Source organism: Caulobacter segnis (assembly GCF_031454995.1).
Classification (GTDB): Bacteria; Pseudomonadota; Alphaproteobacteria; order Caulobacterales; family Caulobacteraceae; genus Caulobacter; species Caulobacter segnis_E.
The window spans coordinates 672,486-688,721 of sequence record NZ_JAVDRV010000002.1 but is presented as its reverse complement, the minus strand read 5'-3'; the positions used below and the strand labels follow the sequence as shown (position 1 = coordinate 688,721).

At 67.8% G+C, this 16,236-nt stretch carries 10 protein-coding genes; 3 read left to right on the top strand and 7 right to left on the bottom strand.

All coding sequences use genetic code 11. The features are described from left to right. Positions 1–45 precede the first annotated feature (45 nt). From J2728_RS09430 to J2728_RS09410, 5 genes are all read right to left on the bottom strand, one after another. On the bottom strand, positions 46–3,216 hold the full coding sequence (locus J2728_RS09430) for an amidohydrolase family protein (protein ID WP_309998591.1): 3,171 nt from the start codon (positions 3,214–3,216) through the stop codon (positions 46–48). 57 nt (positions 3,217–3,273) lie between these two features. Beyond that, positions 3,274–6,081 carry a TonB-dependent receptor domain-containing protein gene (locus J2728_RS09425; RefSeq protein ID WP_309998590.1) on the bottom strand — a complete coding sequence of 936 codons (2,808 nt, stop codon included), beginning with the start codon at positions 6,079–6,081 and terminating at the stop codon, positions 3,274–3,276. A gap of 175 nt (positions 6,082–6,256) precedes the next feature. After that, complete coding sequence (locus J2728_RS09420; protein ID WP_309998589.1) at positions 6,257–7,207, bottom strand: FecR family protein; 951 nt, start codon at positions 7,205–7,207, stop codon at positions 6,257–6,259. Next, the gene (locus J2728_RS09415) at positions 7,179–7,757 is read right to left on the bottom strand and encodes an RNA polymerase sigma factor (RefSeq protein ID WP_309998588.1); all 579 of its coding nucleotides are present in this window, start codon (positions 7,755–7,757) and stop codon (positions 7,179–7,181) included. Before J2728_RS09415 ends, J2728_RS09420 begins: the two co-directional genes overlap by 29 nt. Before the next feature lie 168 nt (positions 7,758–7,925). Beyond that, the gene (locus J2728_RS09410; protein ID WP_309998584.1) at positions 7,926–8,561 is read right to left on the bottom strand and encodes an arylesterase; all 636 of its coding nucleotides are present in this window, start codon (positions 8,559–8,561) and stop codon (positions 7,926–7,928) included. A 57-nt stretch (positions 8,562–8,618) separates the two neighbouring features. Here J2728_RS09410 and J2728_RS09405 point away from each other — a divergent pair, with 57 nt between their 5' ends. Then, the gene (locus tag J2728_RS09405) at positions 8,619–9,302 is read left to right on the top strand and encodes an ABC transporter ATP-binding protein (RefSeq protein ID WP_309998583.1); all 684 of its coding nucleotides are present in this window, start codon (positions 8,619–8,621) and stop codon (positions 9,300–9,302) included. Between the two features lie 5 nt (positions 9,303–9,307). Then, complete coding sequence (locus J2728_RS09400; protein ID WP_309999444.1) at positions 9,308–11,830, top strand: ABC transporter permease; 2,523 nt, start codon at positions 9,308–9,310, stop codon at positions 11,828–11,830. A gap of 33 nt (positions 11,831–11,863) precedes the next feature. Here the strand turns inward: J2728_RS09400 and J2728_RS09395 are convergent, their stop codons facing one another. Both J2728_RS09395 and J2728_RS09390 read right to left on the bottom strand, forming a co-directional pair. After that, positions 11,864–13,141: a DUF5690 family protein gene (locus tag J2728_RS09395; protein WP_309998581.1), complete on the bottom strand. Its 1,278-nt coding sequence runs from the start codon at positions 13,139–13,141 to the stop codon at positions 11,864–11,866. Positions 13,142–13,209: 68 nt separating this feature from the next. Further along, on the bottom strand, positions 13,210–13,929 hold the full coding sequence (locus J2728_RS09390; protein WP_309998579.1) for a UTRA domain-containing protein: 720 nt from the start codon (positions 13,927–13,929) through the stop codon (positions 13,210–13,212). A gap of 162 nt (positions 13,930–14,091) precedes the next feature. Here J2728_RS09390 and J2728_RS09385 point away from each other — a divergent pair, with 162 nt between their 5' ends. Then, the gene (locus tag J2728_RS09385; protein ID WP_309998578.1) at positions 14,092–16,215 is read left to right on the top strand and encodes a phosphocholine-specific phospholipase C; all 2,124 of its coding nucleotides are present in this window, start codon (positions 14,092–14,094) and stop codon (positions 16,213–16,215) included. The last annotated feature ends 21 nt before the right edge of the window (positions 16,216–16,236 follow it).

Here is a 16,236-nt window from a genome sequence, read left to right as displayed (position 1 = left end):
TGCCGCCGAACGTCTCGCCGAGATTCAGGATCGCCATCGAGACCTCTACGCGCGCAGCCCCCCTGTCGGGGCGAAGCCGCACGCGCCGTCGCAACAAGACGCCTTGGCGTGGGCCAGAAACTCCGCTTCGTGCCACCAGTACTCGGGCGAGGCCTCGCAGACGAACCGCCGACTTCCCGCGAGCTCGGCGCGCCCGAGGCCGCCCGCGAACGGGCCGATCAGATCGGCGGGCGTATAGACGCTTCCGTGCTTGATCACCTTCGACACCTTGGCCGCGTCCTCGATGCGGGTCAGCGGGTCGCCGTCCACCAGCACCAGATCGGCGTAGGCCCCCGGCGCGATCACGCCCAGCGGCTCGTCCAGATACTCCCCCGAAGCGCTGGTCGCGGTGATCAGGGCCTCCAAGGGAGTCATGCCAAAGCGCACCATCGCTCGCAGGTTCATGTGCAGACTGACGGCGTTGAAATCGATCGGCGAGTCCGTGCCCGTCGTGATCCGCCCGCCCGCGCGAACCGTGCGCGCCACCTCGGCGACATTGCGGGCCAGCGAGGCCAGGATCACGCTCCGATCCATGCTCGCCATCTGCTTGGCGCGTTCGAGGAGGCGAGCATATTCCCAAGGCGGATAGAGGGCCTTCACGCGCGGATCGTCGACCAAGGATCGATCATCGCCAAGCAGAGCGGTCGAGGTGAACAGGGTCGGCGTGCGCGCGGCCTTGCTGGCCACGAAGGCGGCGTTGACGTCCTGATAGATGTTCCCCAGCGCGCTGACGGTGCGGGAATAGCCCGTGCGGCTGGTCGCCCCCAGGTGCTCCATGCCGTCCATGCCAAGGGCCAGGGCCGGATAGTGATAGTGAGAGGTCAACGGCAGGCCCTTGGCGTGCGCCAAGGCGATGACCTCCCTCTGACGCTCCCCCGACAGGCGGACATAGGTCTTGATCAGGTCGTAGGACAGCGCTTCGGCGCGACGCATCTCCAGCGCCATCTGACCAGGCTCGGTCACCGGCCGCATGAAATTGTAGAAGATCCGCGAGCCGTCGATGGCCTCGCCGGTGGCGTAGTAGCGAGGTCCGATCCGCTTTCCGGACTCGATCGCCTCCTGGTCCTCGACCGTGTGGTAGGCGGGGCCGCCGGGGGAACGGGTGGTGGTGACGCCCAGCGATAGCCACAACCGCCCTTCCCGGTCGCCATAGCCGTAGCCTTGCATCTGGCGATGGGTGTGCATGTCGATCAGGCCGGGCATCACCGTCCCAGTCGGCGCCTCGACCACTTGCACGTCGCTGGCGATCGCGCCGCGCGGCGAGACCCCGGCAATGCGGCCGCCCGAGATCAGGACATCGACGTCCTCGCGCACCGTCGACGACTTGCCGTCCCAAAGCCTGGCGGCGCGAACGACCATCCGCTCTTTCGGACGGACGGTGGCCCAGGTCAGGCCATGCGGTACGGCCAGAGGGGCGCCCCCGCCGGCGGCGGAAATCAGTTTCAGTTGACCGGCCGAGACATAGATCAGGCTCTTGCCATCGCCGCTCCAGCTGACGGCGTCGGTGACCTCGCTGTTCAAGGCCTTGGGAGGCCCAAGGAGCTTGCCGGTCTCGTCAACGGGCGAGACGTGCAGGCGGCTGGCGAAGACATAGGCCAGGCTCTTGCCGTCCGGCGACCAGACCGGACCGTCATCCCCGCGCGTACCCAGCGAGCGATCGGGCAGGATCGGCGCATAGGTCCCCTTCCCTGTCTCGACGTCGACGGTGAGGATCTCACTGAGGCCTTCGCGGAAACGGGCCGAGTAAGGCTTGAAGGCGGCGTAGGCGATCGTCTTGTCGCCGGGACCCCAGGTCGGCTTTCCGGGTTCCCAGAGATCGCCGTAGAGGCGGCGCGTTTGACCCGTGGCGACCTCGGCGACGAAGAGTCCGCCGTTCTGGCTCAGGAAAGCGATCGACTTGCCGTCCCGCGACCAGGCGCTGGACACCGCCGCGCCGTCGAAATGGGTGAGTTGGCGGCTAGCGCCGGTGGCCATGTCGCGAAGCCAGATGTCGAGCGTGCCACCCTTGTCGGTCGAATAGGCCAGTGTCTTGCCGTCAGGCGACCAGGCCGGGTCCAGCTTGTAGAACATGTCCTTGATCAGCGGCTTTGCCGGGCCGCCGCCGATGTCGAGCAGATAGAGATCGTTCAACGCGCGGAACACGACCTGGCGGCCGTCCGGCGACAGGGCCGGACTGCCGATGCCGATCACCGGCCGCGTCTTGGCCGACAGGAAGTCGCGGCTCTTCTTGGTGTAGCGCGGCGTCAGCACCGGTACGGTCGCGCTGAACGCCACGACCGTGGTGTCGGCGCCCGACTTCCGCAGCTTGATCTTGCCATCGGCCGTGTAGAGCATCGCGCCGGTGCCCAGCCACGCGGGTCGGAACGGAAAGACGTCCTCGCCGCCGACGACGACTCCAGAAGCGCCGCGCAGTTCGGCCTTGCCGTTCTCGATCGCGGTGAAGACCACGTCCTGGCCGTCCGGCGTGAAGGCGGGGCTGGCCAGCGAGGCGGCGTTGAAACGGTCGGCCGAGGCCTTGACCTTGGCGACCGTCCGCCGGGCGCCGTCGAGGCTCTGGACGTCGATACGGACCTTATCGACCGTAAAGGCCAGACTCTTGCCGTCCGGCGACCAGGACGGCTCGAACTCTTCGCCGGGGCCGCCGCTGAAAGCGGTGATCGCGCCGCTGGCGACATCCAGCAGATGCACGCCGTAGCGACCGCCTCGGTCGCTGGAGAAGGCGATCGTCTTGCCGTCCGGCGACCAGCGCGGCTCACGACAGTCGAAAGCGCCATGGGTCAGTTGCTTGAGGCCGCGCCCGTCCGCGCCGATGGTCCAGACGTGGAAATTCCCGTCGCGATAAGACTGGAAGGCGATGCTCTCGCCGTCCGGCGACCAGTCGGGCTGAGCGATCTCATAAATCTCGTCGGTCAATCGTCGCGCCGGGCCGCCCTCGATCGGGACCAGCCACAGCATGGCGTAGATGTCGAACGCCACGGTCTTTCCGTCTGGAGAGACCGCGGCGCAGATGTTGGTGCCTTCGGTCGCGGTGACCTGCCGAGCATCGGCGGCGAGAGGCTGATCGGCGGCCTTGGCCCCCGGCGGTGTCAGCGCGGCGGCGCTGGAGACGGCGATCGCGCCGCCACCGAGCGAAAACAGGCGACGTCGGCTGACGCCGCGCTTTGAGCTCTTGGTCATCGTCAACTCGCGAAAAAAGAGCCGGTCCGGAGGCCGCCGGACCGGCTGGAGGCAATCCTAGAACCGGGCGGCGACGCGGGCGTAGTAGAAGCCGCCGCTGATCCCGTAAGGGGCGTACTGGTTGTAGTAGGCGAAGGCGGGCGTGCCGCGGTTGGCGGCCCGGATGCTGTCGGGATAGGCGTCCAGCAGGTTGTTGGCGCCGACGCTGACGGTGATCGCCTTGGTCGCCGCGTAGCTGACATCCAGATCGACGATCAGCTTGGGCGACACCGTCTCGTCATTGGCGGCGAGCGAAGTACGCTGGATGACCTCGCCATAGCGGGTCAGGCGCAGGTTGGTGTCGAACTTCCCAAGGCTCCAGTCCGCGCCCAGAATGTACTTCTCCTTGGGCGTGCCGACGGTCAGGTCGCCGATCTTGACGCGATCGATATAGACGATCCCCGCCGCCGCCAGCGCCGGCGGAGGCTGCACCACGCGGGTGAACTTGTTCTTGGTGTGGTTGGCCGAGAAGGTCCAGCGCACCGAGCCGAAGTCGCCGAAGTCGGTCTTGTAGTCGACGACGAGATCGACGCCGCGCGTCTTGGTATCGGCGAAATTGCCGTAATAGAACGCCGCCTGCTGGGGGTTCAGGTTCTGGCTGGCCAGCGCGTTGCTGACGGCCGCGTTGGGGCCCAGCGTGCCGCTTTGCAGGATCCGGTTGTCGATCTTGATCTGGTAGACGTCCAGCGTGACGTTCATCCGCGGCAGAGGCTGGGCGACCAAGCCCACGGAGTAGTTCACCGACTTCTCGGGACGTAGCGGCTTGGCGCCCAAGGCGATCGCGGCCGGGTTGTCCGGCGGCAGCAACTGCACCGGATAGAGCTGCGTCGTCGTCGCCGGCGGCACGATCACGCCGATGGTGCTGGACGAGGCGTAGTGCTGCTGCTGCAGCGACGGCGCGCGGAAGCCCGTGCTGGCGGTGCCGCGGATCGCCAGACGCGGCTGGATCTCGTAGCGGCTCGAAAGCTTGAAGGTCTTGGCGTCGCCAAAGTCCGAATAGTGCTCGAAGCGTCCAGCCAGAGCCAATTCGAGCTGATCGGTGATCTTCTGCTCGACGTTCGCGTAGGCGGAGATGTTGTCACGCGAGAACGACCCGGCGGAGAACGGCGGGAAGCCCGTTACGCCTTGCGAGCCCCCGGCGAAGACGACGCCCGCCTGGGGGCTGCCGGCCGGCGCGACATAGCCGCCGTTGATGTAGGAGGCTGGCTCGCCGGCGACGATCTCGAACTTGTCGTCCCGGTACTCCGCGCCCAGCGCCAGGAACAGCGGTTGGGCGAAGAGGCCCGTATCGACCTCGCGCGTCAGATCAAGGTTGGATGTCCACTCCTGGAACTTCAGCGCGCCCAGATAGAAGTAGCTCGGGCTGGACGGCCCGAGGGAGGCGTTCAGCGAATTTTCGTAATAGTCCACGTCGTCGCGGCTGAAGGTCGTCGACAGATCCCAGTCGAAGCCCAGGAAGTCGAGGCCCTTGGCGCCGACCGCCACCTGGAAGTCGCGGTCCTTCAGAAACAGGCGCGGCGTGTAGCCATCAGGATAGACGGCGACATTGTTGTTGCTGGCGTTCGGATTGCGGAAGGTCAGCCAGGCCGCCGTGTTGCGGCTCGAGAAGGTCCCGAACGAATAGAGATCGATCTTGTCGTTCAGAGGCGAGCCGGCGCTGTAGCCTAGCGAGAACAGCTGCACCTGCGGCGAACCGGGGTGGCTGGTGTGGCGATTGGCGGTGGCCTCGCGCGGGTCCGGCGTCGCGCCGGCGGTCCCGACCCTCACCGGCTGGCCGGCGGCGTTCAGCGGGAAGTACATCACCGTGGTGTTCAGCGTCTTGTCGCCCCGGTCGGTCGGGTCGGTGAGCCGCACGTCGGCGGTCAGGTTCAGATAGCCGCTTTCGCCAAGCTTCATGCCGAGATTGCCCGAGAACTGCCCCGTCTCGCCGTCGCCCTCGGCGGTCTTGCCGTAGAGCGCCGTCATCGAGCCGCCCTCGGAGCTCTTCTTCAGGATGACGTTGATGACACCCGCCAGGGCGTCGGAGCCGTATTGCGCCGAGGCGCCGTCGCGCAGCACCTCGATCCGCTCGATGGCGCTGGACGGGATGAGGTCGAGGTCGGGCGGTGACTGGCCGTTCTGGGTCGTGCCGTTAACGAACAGGATAGCGGTGTTGTGGCGGCGCTTGCCGTTGACCAGCACCAGGGTTTGGTCGGCCGAAAGGCCGCGCAACGACACGGTCTTGACGGCGAAGCTGGCGCCCGCGCCGCTGTTCGACGTGTTGGCGGACGGAACCAGGGTCGAGATCAGGTCCCGCGTCGACTGCTTGCCGCTCCTTGTCAGTTCGGCCGCCGAGATCACATCGATCGGCGCCATGCTTTCCGTGACGGTCCGCGACGTCGAGCGCGTGCCCGTGACGATGATTTCCTCGATGATACTGGGCTTTTCCGGCTCGGCGGGGACTGGATCGGCGGCGCTGGCGAGAGGCGCCTCGGCGGCGGCCCATCGGGCGCGGATCAATCCCGCGGGGGGCGGCGCCAGGATAATGGTCTTGCCGTCGTTCGAGATAACCGTCAGGTCCGAGCCCGCCAGCAGCCGGTCCAGCGCCTGCTCGAGCGAGAGGACGCCGCGAACCGGCGCCGTGCGCTTGCCCCGCGCCGCGTTCGATTGCACCAGAATCTGCACGCCGGCTTGCCGCGCGAACTGCCGGATTCCCTCGGCGGCGGGCTGGGCCTCGATCTTGAACGGCGCGGTTTGAGCCAAGGCGACCCCGCCCGCCAAGGCCCACAGCGCCGTGGCGGCGCAAAGCAGCGTTCGCCGACTGGAACGGCTCGTCCAGTTACGCATCGATTATCCCCCATCGTTGCGAAGCCCGCCAAGCGCGGCCTCCTGACAACACGAGGGATGCGATCAGATTTTCCGGCGTCGCATGGCGCGATTGCTCCGCACACCGCGCAACACGCCCGCTTTTTACGCGACCTAGTCCTGGGGCGCCCGTTTCGAATGCTTGAAGGCGCGGTGTTTAAGAGGCCTGAGCCCGGCCGATGCGGATCGCCCGCTCTTCGACACTGACCTTGGCGCCCAATGTCGCCGCGACGGCGGAGGCGAAGCTTTCGGGCGCGTTGGTCTGGAACAGTCCCACGAACCGCTCCTTGGCCAGATCGGGATCGTCGATGACGATCTGGCGGCTGTTATAGCGGTTGAAGAGCCGCGCGGCTTCTTCGAGGCTTTCGCCATCGAGGGCGATCTCGCCGTTACGCCACGCAAGGCTGCGCTCGATATCCGCGGGCGACTCCACGACCGGTGTCGGCGTCGTACTGGCCAGCACGACCATGTTGCCAGCGGACAGACGGCGCGGTGGCGCGTCGACGCCTTCCACCCAGGTCTCGACGACGCCCTCGGTGACCATAACGCCGACGCTCTTGTCGCCCTGTTCGCCCCGCCGAACGGAAAAAGCCGTTCCCACCGCCCGCACGCGAACGGGTCCAGCGGCGACGACGAAGGGCCGGTCCGTATCCTTGGCGACCTGGAACCAAGCCTCTCCCTGCTTCAGGGTGACTTCCCGCGCCTTGGGCTTCAGGTCCACCTCCAGCGCGGAACTGGTGTTGATCGCCACCATCGACCCGTCGGCGAGCGGAACCCGACGGATCTCGCCCAGACCGGTGTCCAGCCTCTGGGGGCGCAGTTTCCATATACCGCCGCCGACCAGCGCGGCGATCACGCCGCCCGCGGCGATCAGGCCGCGGCGGCTGTGGCCTCGCCTCTCGATCGATGGCGTCGCGCCAGCCAAGGCGCGGCCGCGGTCCAGGAAGCTGATGGCGGCCCGCGCCCGCAACAGGGCGCCCGCGCGCCGAGGATCCCCCGCGAGCCAGACCTTGAGTTCCGGATCGTCCTCCGCCTCCAACCCACGAGCATCGATGCGCACGGCCCATAGGGCCGCCTCGTCATCGATCTCGCTTGCGGAGGGGCTCATGAGTCTTGTCGCTCACCGGATGATCTTGCGCCGTCGCCTCCGATAAGGCCCGTAGAATTAAACGCAAGCCCCTCGCGGCCTGTGTCTCGACCACGTTCTCGGTGACGCCCAGGCGCGCCGCGATCTCCCTCTGCGAAAGACCGTGTATCCGGCGCAGGGTGAAGATCTGTCGACATCGTTCGGGCAAGTCCTCGATCAAACGCCGAACTCGGCCCAATTCGCGACGGCTGGCGACGACGCGTTCGGGAGACGGCTCATCATCTACGACGTTCAGCGCGTCCATTTCCGTTATGCAATCGATGCGAACGATGCGCGCCCGGCGGATTTTCTCGATCGAGATGTTGCGGGCCATCCGGAAGAAATAGGCGCGACCATTCGCGATATGCGCCGTGCTCTCCAGCGCCGCCAGGCGGCAATAGGTCTCCTGGACGATGTCGTCGATATCGGCGCGCGCGCCGCCCGACCGACGAAGCCACGCGCGGACGTCGGCCTCATGCGGAAGGATTTGGGCCCCCACGAAAGCGATGATCTCTGCGCGGCTTTGCGTCACGGCCCCTCGCGGTCGACAGCTCGACCCCTTGGATGCTTGGCCCCGCTAGGGTGGACGACAACCCCAAGGGCGGCGACGGCCCTCGGAACGTCGTTTTATGCCAACCCAAGCGGCAGACCGGCGCCTAGGCGCCTCGCGTCGCGCCGATAGCGACCGCGCCCAGGCGCCTCAAGCCTTCAGGGCCCTGGCCACGACCGGCGCGAGGGCTTCGGCGATCCGCTTGGCGCCGGCGGCGTTGGGGTGGATGCCGTCCCTCTGCAGCAGCGCCGGATCGCCGTTCACGCCCAACAGGATGTTGGCGTATAGCGGCACGCCGAACTCGCGGGCCAGGCTGGGATAGATCGCATTGAACTCGCGGGCGTAGGCCGCCCCTATGGTCGACGGGGCGGCGACGCCAACGAGGACCGCTCCAATCCCGCGCGCTTTCAATTTCCGCAGCACGCCGCGCAGGTTGGCCTTGGTCAGCGCCGGGTCCACGCCCTGCAAAAGGTCGTTGCCGCCCAGCGCCACGACACAGACCGCGGTGTCGTTGGCGACGCTAAAGCCGACACGCGCCAATCCGCCCCCGCTGGTGTCGCCGGACACGCCGGCCGCCCGAACCACGACGGACACGCCTCGGCGCGCCAGCGCGGCCTGCAGCTGAGCCGGCATGGCGTCCCGCGCCGGCAAGCCAAGGCCGGCCGTGATGGAATCGCCCAAGACGGTCACGATCCGCAGCCTGGGTCCGGCCCCGGTCTGACTCAAAAGGCCAAGTCCGAGCAAAAATTGGCGGCGATGGGGAAAAGGTTGTGCGGGCGCGCTCATGTCTTCCTATGTAGTCGACTGGCCGGCGGAACAAGGACCGGCGCCGCGGGAAGCCCAATGACCGACGTGCCGTTCGCCTCGCCGCTGGTTCTAGACGCCGTCATCCTCACCCTGCCCTCCGCCGCCGGTCCGGTGGAAATTCTACGCGGCGTCGACCTGACCGTCGCCCCTGGCGAGCGCGTGGCCATCGTCGGCCCTTCGGGATCGGGCAAGTCCTCGCTCATCGCCGTCGGCGCCGGTTTGGAGGAACCGACCGGCGGAACCGCGCGCCTGTTCGGCGAGGATCTCGCCAAGCTCGACGAGGATGGACGCGCTCTGCTGCGGCGAGGACGCGCGGCGCTTGTGTTCCAGTCCTTCCACTTGCTGCCCAATATGACGGCGGAGGAGAATGTCGCCACGCCGCTAGAGATCGCCGGCGCGCGGGACGCCCTCGCGACCGCCCGCGATTGGCTGGAACGCGTCGGCCTCGCGGGTCGCCTGACGCACTATCCTCACCAGCTCTCGGGCGGCGAGCAGCAACGCGTGGCCCTGGCCCGCGCTCTGGCCGCGCGCCCGGCCTTGCTGTTCGCCGACGAGCCCACGGGCAATTTGGACGGCGCGACAGCGACTTCCGTGGCCGACCTCATGTTCGACCTGGTCGCGGAGGTTGGGGCGGCCCTCGTCATGGTCACCCATGACCCAGCCTTGGCGGCGCGCGCCGACCGGATCGTGCGCATGGCCGACGGTCGGATCCTGGGCTGATGGCGATCTTCCGGGTTCCGTTGGCTTTTCGGCTGGCCGGGCGCGAACTGCGCTCTGGCGTGCGCGGGTTCCGCATTTTCCTGGCGTGTCTGGCCCTAGGCGTGGCGGCGATCGCCGCCGCGGGCTCCACGGCCGAAGCTTTCCGGCAGGGCCTGGCTAGCCAAGCGCGCGAGATTCTAGGGGGCGATCTTTCGTTCTCCGTCGAGAACCGCGACTTCACGCGCGAGCAACGCGCGGCGATCGATCGACTGGGCCCCACCACCTATTCCTCGGGGGCCCGCGCCATGGCGCAAGGGCCCAGCGGAGACCGTCGCCTGGTGAGTTTGCGGGGCGTGGACGGGCGCTTTCCCCTCGCCGGGGCCGTGAAGTTGGAGGGCGCGCCGACCCTCGCCGCCGCCCTCGCCGACCGGGACGGCCTGCCGGGCGCTGTGGTCGAACCGGCGCTCATGGATCGCCTGCGCCTGAAGATCGGCGATCGGTTCGAGGCGGGCTCCATGGTCCTGGTCGTCCGCGCTCGCCTGATCAGCGAGCCGGACGGCCTCTCGCGCGGGTTCGCCATCGCGCCGCGCATGCTCGTGCGGGAGGACGTTCTGGAACGCTCCGGCCTGCTGGCGCCGGGCGGTCTCTCCAATCGCGCCGTGAGGGTGGCGCTGCCGCGCGATCAGGACCCCCGCGCCGTCGGCCAAGCGATCCAGAAAGCCTTTCCGGACGCGCATTTCCGGGTCCGCGACCGCGTCGACGCCGCCCCGGGAGCGCGCCGGCTGATCGACCAACTGGAGTATTTCCTGGGCTTCATAGGCCTAGCCTCGCTGGTGGCGGGCGGTCTTGGCGTGGCCGGCGCGGTGTCGGCGTATCTGTCCACCCGTGAGCCCGCGATCGCCGTGCTGAAGGCGCTGGGCGCGCGAAGCGGCCTCATCCGCGACTTGCACCTGATCCAGATCGGCGTGCTGACGCTCTTGGGCGTGTCGATCGGTCTTCTGATCGGAGCGGCGGCGCCGCTCATCCTTGGCCAGATCGCGGGTTCAAGCCTTCCGGTCCCGGCCCTATTCAAGATCTATCCCTTGCCTCTGGCCAAGGCTGGACTGTTTGGGGTCTTGGCGGCCGCCGCGTTCTCCCTGGTTCCGCTGGCGCGCGCCCGGGCCACGCCCCCATCCGCCTTGTTTAGGCGCTCGCCCAAGGGCCACTTGCCGCTTGGCGTGGAGACCGTGGGCGCCATCTTCGCGGGCTTGGGGCTCGCGGCGCTCGCCATAGCGACCGCGCCCACGCCAATGTCGGCCGCGATCATGATGGCCGGCGTGATCTTGGCGTTCGGCCTGCTGGCCTTGATTGGGCGAGCGGCGGCCCTCCTCGCGGGACGACTTCGAGGCGTGGCGCGCGGCCCCATCAAACTGGGCCTGGCCAACCTCGCGGGACCGGCGTCCGCGGCGCATACCGCGAGCCCCGCGATCGGCTTGGGCGTCGCGCTATTGGCCTGCGTGGTGCTGATCCAGTCGGCGCTTCTGCGGCAGGTCAGCGACGTGGCCCCGCGCACCGCGCCAGCGATGGTGTTCACCGAAATCCCCGCCGACCGCGCCGCCGCCTTCGACGAGACGGTCGCCAGCGTGACGGGTCCGCTCAACGCCGAGACCTATCTGCGCATGCCGTTCGCCACCGGTCGCATCATCGCCGTGAAAGGCAAGCCCGTCGACGTTCAGGCCATCAGGCCCTCGCAACGCTGGGCCTTCGACAATGACATCAGCGTCTCGCTCTTCGGCCAGGAGCCCCGCAATGCCGGCGTCGTCGCCGGCCAATGGTGGCGCGCGGATCACGTGGGGCCGCCGCAAGTCGCCATGACGGCGGAGGTCGCCGACGCGGCCGGCTTGAAGGTCGGCGACACGATCACGGTCCTCATCCTTGGACGCGAGATCGAGGCCCGCGTCGCGGCCCTGCGCAAGGTCGATTTCGGCGGCTTTGGACCAAACTTCGCGCTGATCTTCAATCCCGCGACCCTGGAGGGCGCGGATCTGCGAAGCGTCGCGATCGCCCGTCTAGGCCGCGATCGCGAGGCGACACTGACCCGCGCGTTGGGTGAGCGGTTTCCCAGCGTGAATGTGATCAGCGTGCGCGAACAACTGGACGCGGCGGCGGCTCTGTTCGATCGGCTGGCGCTGGCGGTTCGCGGCGCCGCCGCGGTCGCCGGCCTGGCGGGCCTGCTCGTGCTCGCCGGCGCGATCGCGGCCGGTGCCCGGGCGCGAGGTCGAGAGGCCGCGACCCTGAAGGTGCTGGGCGCGACCCGGCCGCAGATCCTCCTGGCCTACGTCGTTGAATACGGGGCGGTCGGCCTCATCGCGGGCGCGGCGGGCGTGTTCTTCGGCTTCTGCGCGGCTTGGCCGGTCGTGGTCAAGGTGTTCGAAGCGCGCTGGAGCGTCGATTGGAATGGCGTGCTGTTGCTGCTCGCCGGCGCCACGTCGCTGACCACGGTGGGCGGTCTCGTCGCCGCGGGCATGGCGCTGGCCCAGCGTCCAGCGCCGGTCCTGCGGGGCGACTAGGATTTGTCCCGCCGCTAGCCCAAGGCCGCGACGTCAGCGCCGTCCCGAGGCGGCGACGAAATAAAGGCCCGCGAGAAGCGTGCAGACCGCGCCCACGATGCTGGTGGCGTACACACTGGCGACGAAGAAGTGCAGCCAGTCGAGCTTGACCATGGCGAAGTTGCGCCAGAGCAGCAGCGCGACGCTTCCGAGATAGCCCGACGCGTCGGCGACGTAGATCAGGAAGCCGGCCGTGCCGATGCGGCCGCTATAGGCGACCATCCGGTCGAACAACATGGCGTTGAACGGCGTGTAGGCCATGTAGAGCCCCGCCCCCGTCGCGATCATCCAGGCCAGCGGCGACAGATGTCCCGCCTGGAAGGCGAGCGTCGCCGCGCCGAGGAGAACGAAGCCGGCGAAGATCACGCCATGCATCACCAGAAGCGCGCGAAGATTGTCCTTCACCAGCATCACCGCGCCCAGAACCCCCAGGGCGATGATCGCCACCGGAAGCTCGCTGGCCGTGAACACGTCCGAGGCCTTGCCAAACCCCAGAGCGGTCCAGAGCTCGGCGGCGAAGTTGTCTCGGAAGTCCCGCAGCGCGGTCAGCAGGATGTACGACAGCACGAGAAGCACGATGCCCGGCGCGTAGGCGGCCAGGAACGCCCGACGCTGGGCGCCGTCCATGGGCTGACGGCGCACCCGGGCGGCTTCGTCGGCGGCGTTCGGCGGCGGGATCTGGGTCAGCGCCCAGACCGACACCGCCAGCAGCGGCATGAAGACCGCGCCGGTGGCGGCCGGCATCCAGAATGGCGAGATATCGAGGTCGCTCATCAGCCATTTGCCGACCGATTTCACGACTCCCGAGGACAGAATGAAACTGGCGCAGAGGATGGCGCCAAGAACCTCGGACGTCCGGCGCCCCTCCATGTAGCCGAACACCAGGCCCCAGATCATGCCCAGAGGCAGGCCATTCAGGAACAGGGCCGCCACGTTCCACGGCGCGGGAACCACGGCGAAGGCGAGCAACGCGACCCAAGACGCGCCAATCAGGCCGAGGATCGCCGCGCCTCGACGAGCGGGCGCTATCTCCGAGATCACCTTCACGCCGATGAACTTGGACATCGCGTAGCCGAGGACCTGGGCCAGCACGAGGGCGATCTTGTAGTCGATCGCGAAGCTCCAGCCGTCCACCACGCCGAAGGTCGCGGCCGCGAACGGCTTGCGGAACGCATACATGGAGAAGTAGGCGCAGAAGCCAGCCATGCCCGCGAACAACGCGAAGGTCAGCGGATTGGCGCGATCGAGCCAGCGCCGAAGGCCGAGTGTCATTAGTGCGCCTCTTCGTGGAAGGCCGTGGTCTATACCACCTACATGTCGACTCGATGACGCCGAGGTCGCTACCGGACGCGGATGTCCACGCTGACCGTCAGGGCGTCGTGACGCCAATATTCACGGTCGAATTCGACCACGTTACCCTGGGCGTCGTAACAAGTGCGGAAGAGGCTTAGCCCCGGCAGGCCCGACTTCACGCGCAACGCCTCGGCCTCGTCGCGCGTGAGCGCGCAAGGTCGCATGTCGACCTTGTTGCGCGCGACGCCTATGCCGTAGACGGACTTCAGCACGCTGGTCAGGGAACCGTTCAGATCGTGCTCGATAAGGCCTGGCGCGCGGGCGCCGTCGACGATGATGCTCTCGATCAGAACGGCGCGGCCATCGATCGAGCGACGCCGGCGAATCCAGTAAAGCGGGGCGCCGACCGGACGCGAGAAGATTTGAGACAGCACGCCGTCGCAAGTAATCTCGACCTTGCTCAACGTCTCCGTTTCCGGCCGCCTTCCCTGCGCTTCGACATAGGACATGAACCCCTCCCATCGGGTGGGGTCGTAGACGACCGGCGGCGGCGAGACGTACCAGCCGCTGCGGTCCTTCCGGTAAATGATCCCCTCGGCCTCGAGCTGGAAGAGCGCCTCGCGCACCGTCCCGCGCGCCACCCCGCCCCCGATCTGCAGCTGACGTTCCGAGGGAAGCCGTTCGCCGGGCTTGAACTCGCCGGCCGTGATACGAGCGGCGATGTCGTCACGCACGCCGATATACTGAAGACTTTCGGGCTGTTGCATTGAACGACCTGGGCTGGCGGTCGAATCCCGCCGGTCGTCAGGATGGGAGTGGCCCTCCCCTGGGTCAAGGAAGGCGATCGACGTTCGACGCCCGCGGCCCAAGATGTCATCAAACCTTCGCGCCAATCTGGTCTATACCAAAATACGCCACTGGAGAAGATCATGGCCACCGATCGACGCTCGTTCCTGCGCGCCGCCGCGGCCGGCGCCGCCTCTGGCCTGCTGCCCGCGACCATCGCGCGAGCCCTGACGATCCCCGCGCGTCACCAGACCGGCACGATCATGGACGTCGAGCACGTCGTGATCTTCATGCAGGAAAACCGCGCCTTCGATCACTATTTCGGGACCCTGAATGGCGTGCGCGGCTTCGGCGACCCTCGTCCTCAGGGGCTGCCCGGCGGCGCGTCGGTCTGGCGCCAGCCCAGTCGCGAGCATCCCGACGGTTTCGTCGCGCCGTTCCACGGCGACGCCTCGGCCACCAACGCCTATACGGTCGACGGCTCCGAGCAGGGCCATCAGGGAGCGACCACCATCGTCAACGGCGGTCGCTATGACCAGTGGGGTCATTCGGGCGAGCTGCACAAGCGGATGGTCTACTACAAGGCCTCGGACCTACAGTTTTACCACGCCCTCGCCACCGCCTTCACGATTTGCGACGCGTACCACTGCTCGACCCTGACCCAGACCTACCCGAACCGCCTGCACCTCTGGACGGGCTGCAACGGCGGCGGAAAGTTCGGCGGCGATCCTGAGATGACCAACTACGGCGAGGACGAGACGCCCAGCGCCGACATGGCCACCGATAAGGCCATGGCCAAGGGGCCGTACGACTGGACGACCTACGCCGAGCGCCTGCAGGCGGCCGGGATCAGCTGGAAGGTCTATCAAGAGTACGACAACTTCGGTGACAACATCCTGTCGGTATTCAAGCCGTTCCGGCCATGCCCCAAGGACTCGCCGCTCTACCAGCGGGGGCGGTCATGGGTCTCCGAGCACAAGACCGGCGCCGACCGCACCCGTTCGGACGGCGAACAACTGGTCGAGGCCTTCCGCGCCGACGTGGCCGCCGATCGCCTGCCTCAGGTCTCGTGGATCGTCACCGCCGCCGACCTCTCCGAGCACCCCCAGGCCGAACCCTCGAAGGGCGAGCATGTCTGCGCCGAACTGATCAAGGCGCTGGTCGATCACCCAGAGGTGTTCGCCAAGACCGTCTTCATCGTCAATTACGACGAGGCCGGCGGCTTCTACGACCACATGCAGCCGCCAATGCCGCCGCTGAAGCCCGAACAGGGCTGGAGCTCGGTCTCGGTCGCCGGCGAGAGCAAGGACTACGGCCAGGCCGACGTCGAGAATAAGGGCGCCCATCCGCTGGGCCTGGGCATCCGCGTGCCGGCCATCATCGTCTCGCCCTGGACGCGGGGCGGCTTTGTCTGCTCGGAGGTGTTCGACCACACATCGACCCTGAGGTTCCTGGAACGCCGCTTCGGCGTGCGCGAGGAGAACATCAGCGACTGGCGCCGGACCGTCTGCGGCGACCTCACCTCGGCCTTCGATTTCGCCGCGCCCAACCAGGATTGGTCGGCCCTGACCCTGCCGGCGACCGCGGACTACATGCGGCGCGTGGCGCGTTCCAAGGCCGCGCCGAGCCTGAGCATTCCCGCCATACAGACCCCCTCGGCCCAGGAAGGCCCGCAACGCGGCGCGCGCGCCCTGCCCTACCTGCTGTCGGCCGATCTCCGCGTGAAGGACGGCAAGGTCTGGATCGATCTGGTCAACGCTGGGCGCGCGGGCGCGGTGTTCCAAGTGTTCGACAACACCGACCGCGATGGCCCCTGGCGCTTCACCTTGGCGGCCGGCCAGGCCTATGCCGCCGGCCATTGGAACCGCCCGGATCGGACGGCGGGTCCCTATGACCTGACCGTCCACGGCCCGAACGGCTTCTATCGCCGCTTCGCGGGTGACGCCTCGCGACCCCAGCCCATGATCAAGGTCCTGCCCGACGCGCGCTCCCGGCTAGTCGTGACGCTCAAAAGCACCCAGGCCGGCGCCGTGATCGCCCAGATGGACGAGGCCTATCCGTTGTCGGATGGCGAGGCCCGGCAGACCATTGCCCTGAAGGCCGACCGCGCCGTGCAGACCGTCTGGGACCTCCGCGGCAGCGACAACTGGTATGATCTCACCTTGACCCACGCGGACGACCCGACGTTCGTCCAGCGCCTGGCCGGCCACCTGGAAACCGGCCGCGCCAGCCGCACCGATCCCGGCATCGGGCGCATGCGCCTTTGAGCCCTAAACACAGTACGGATA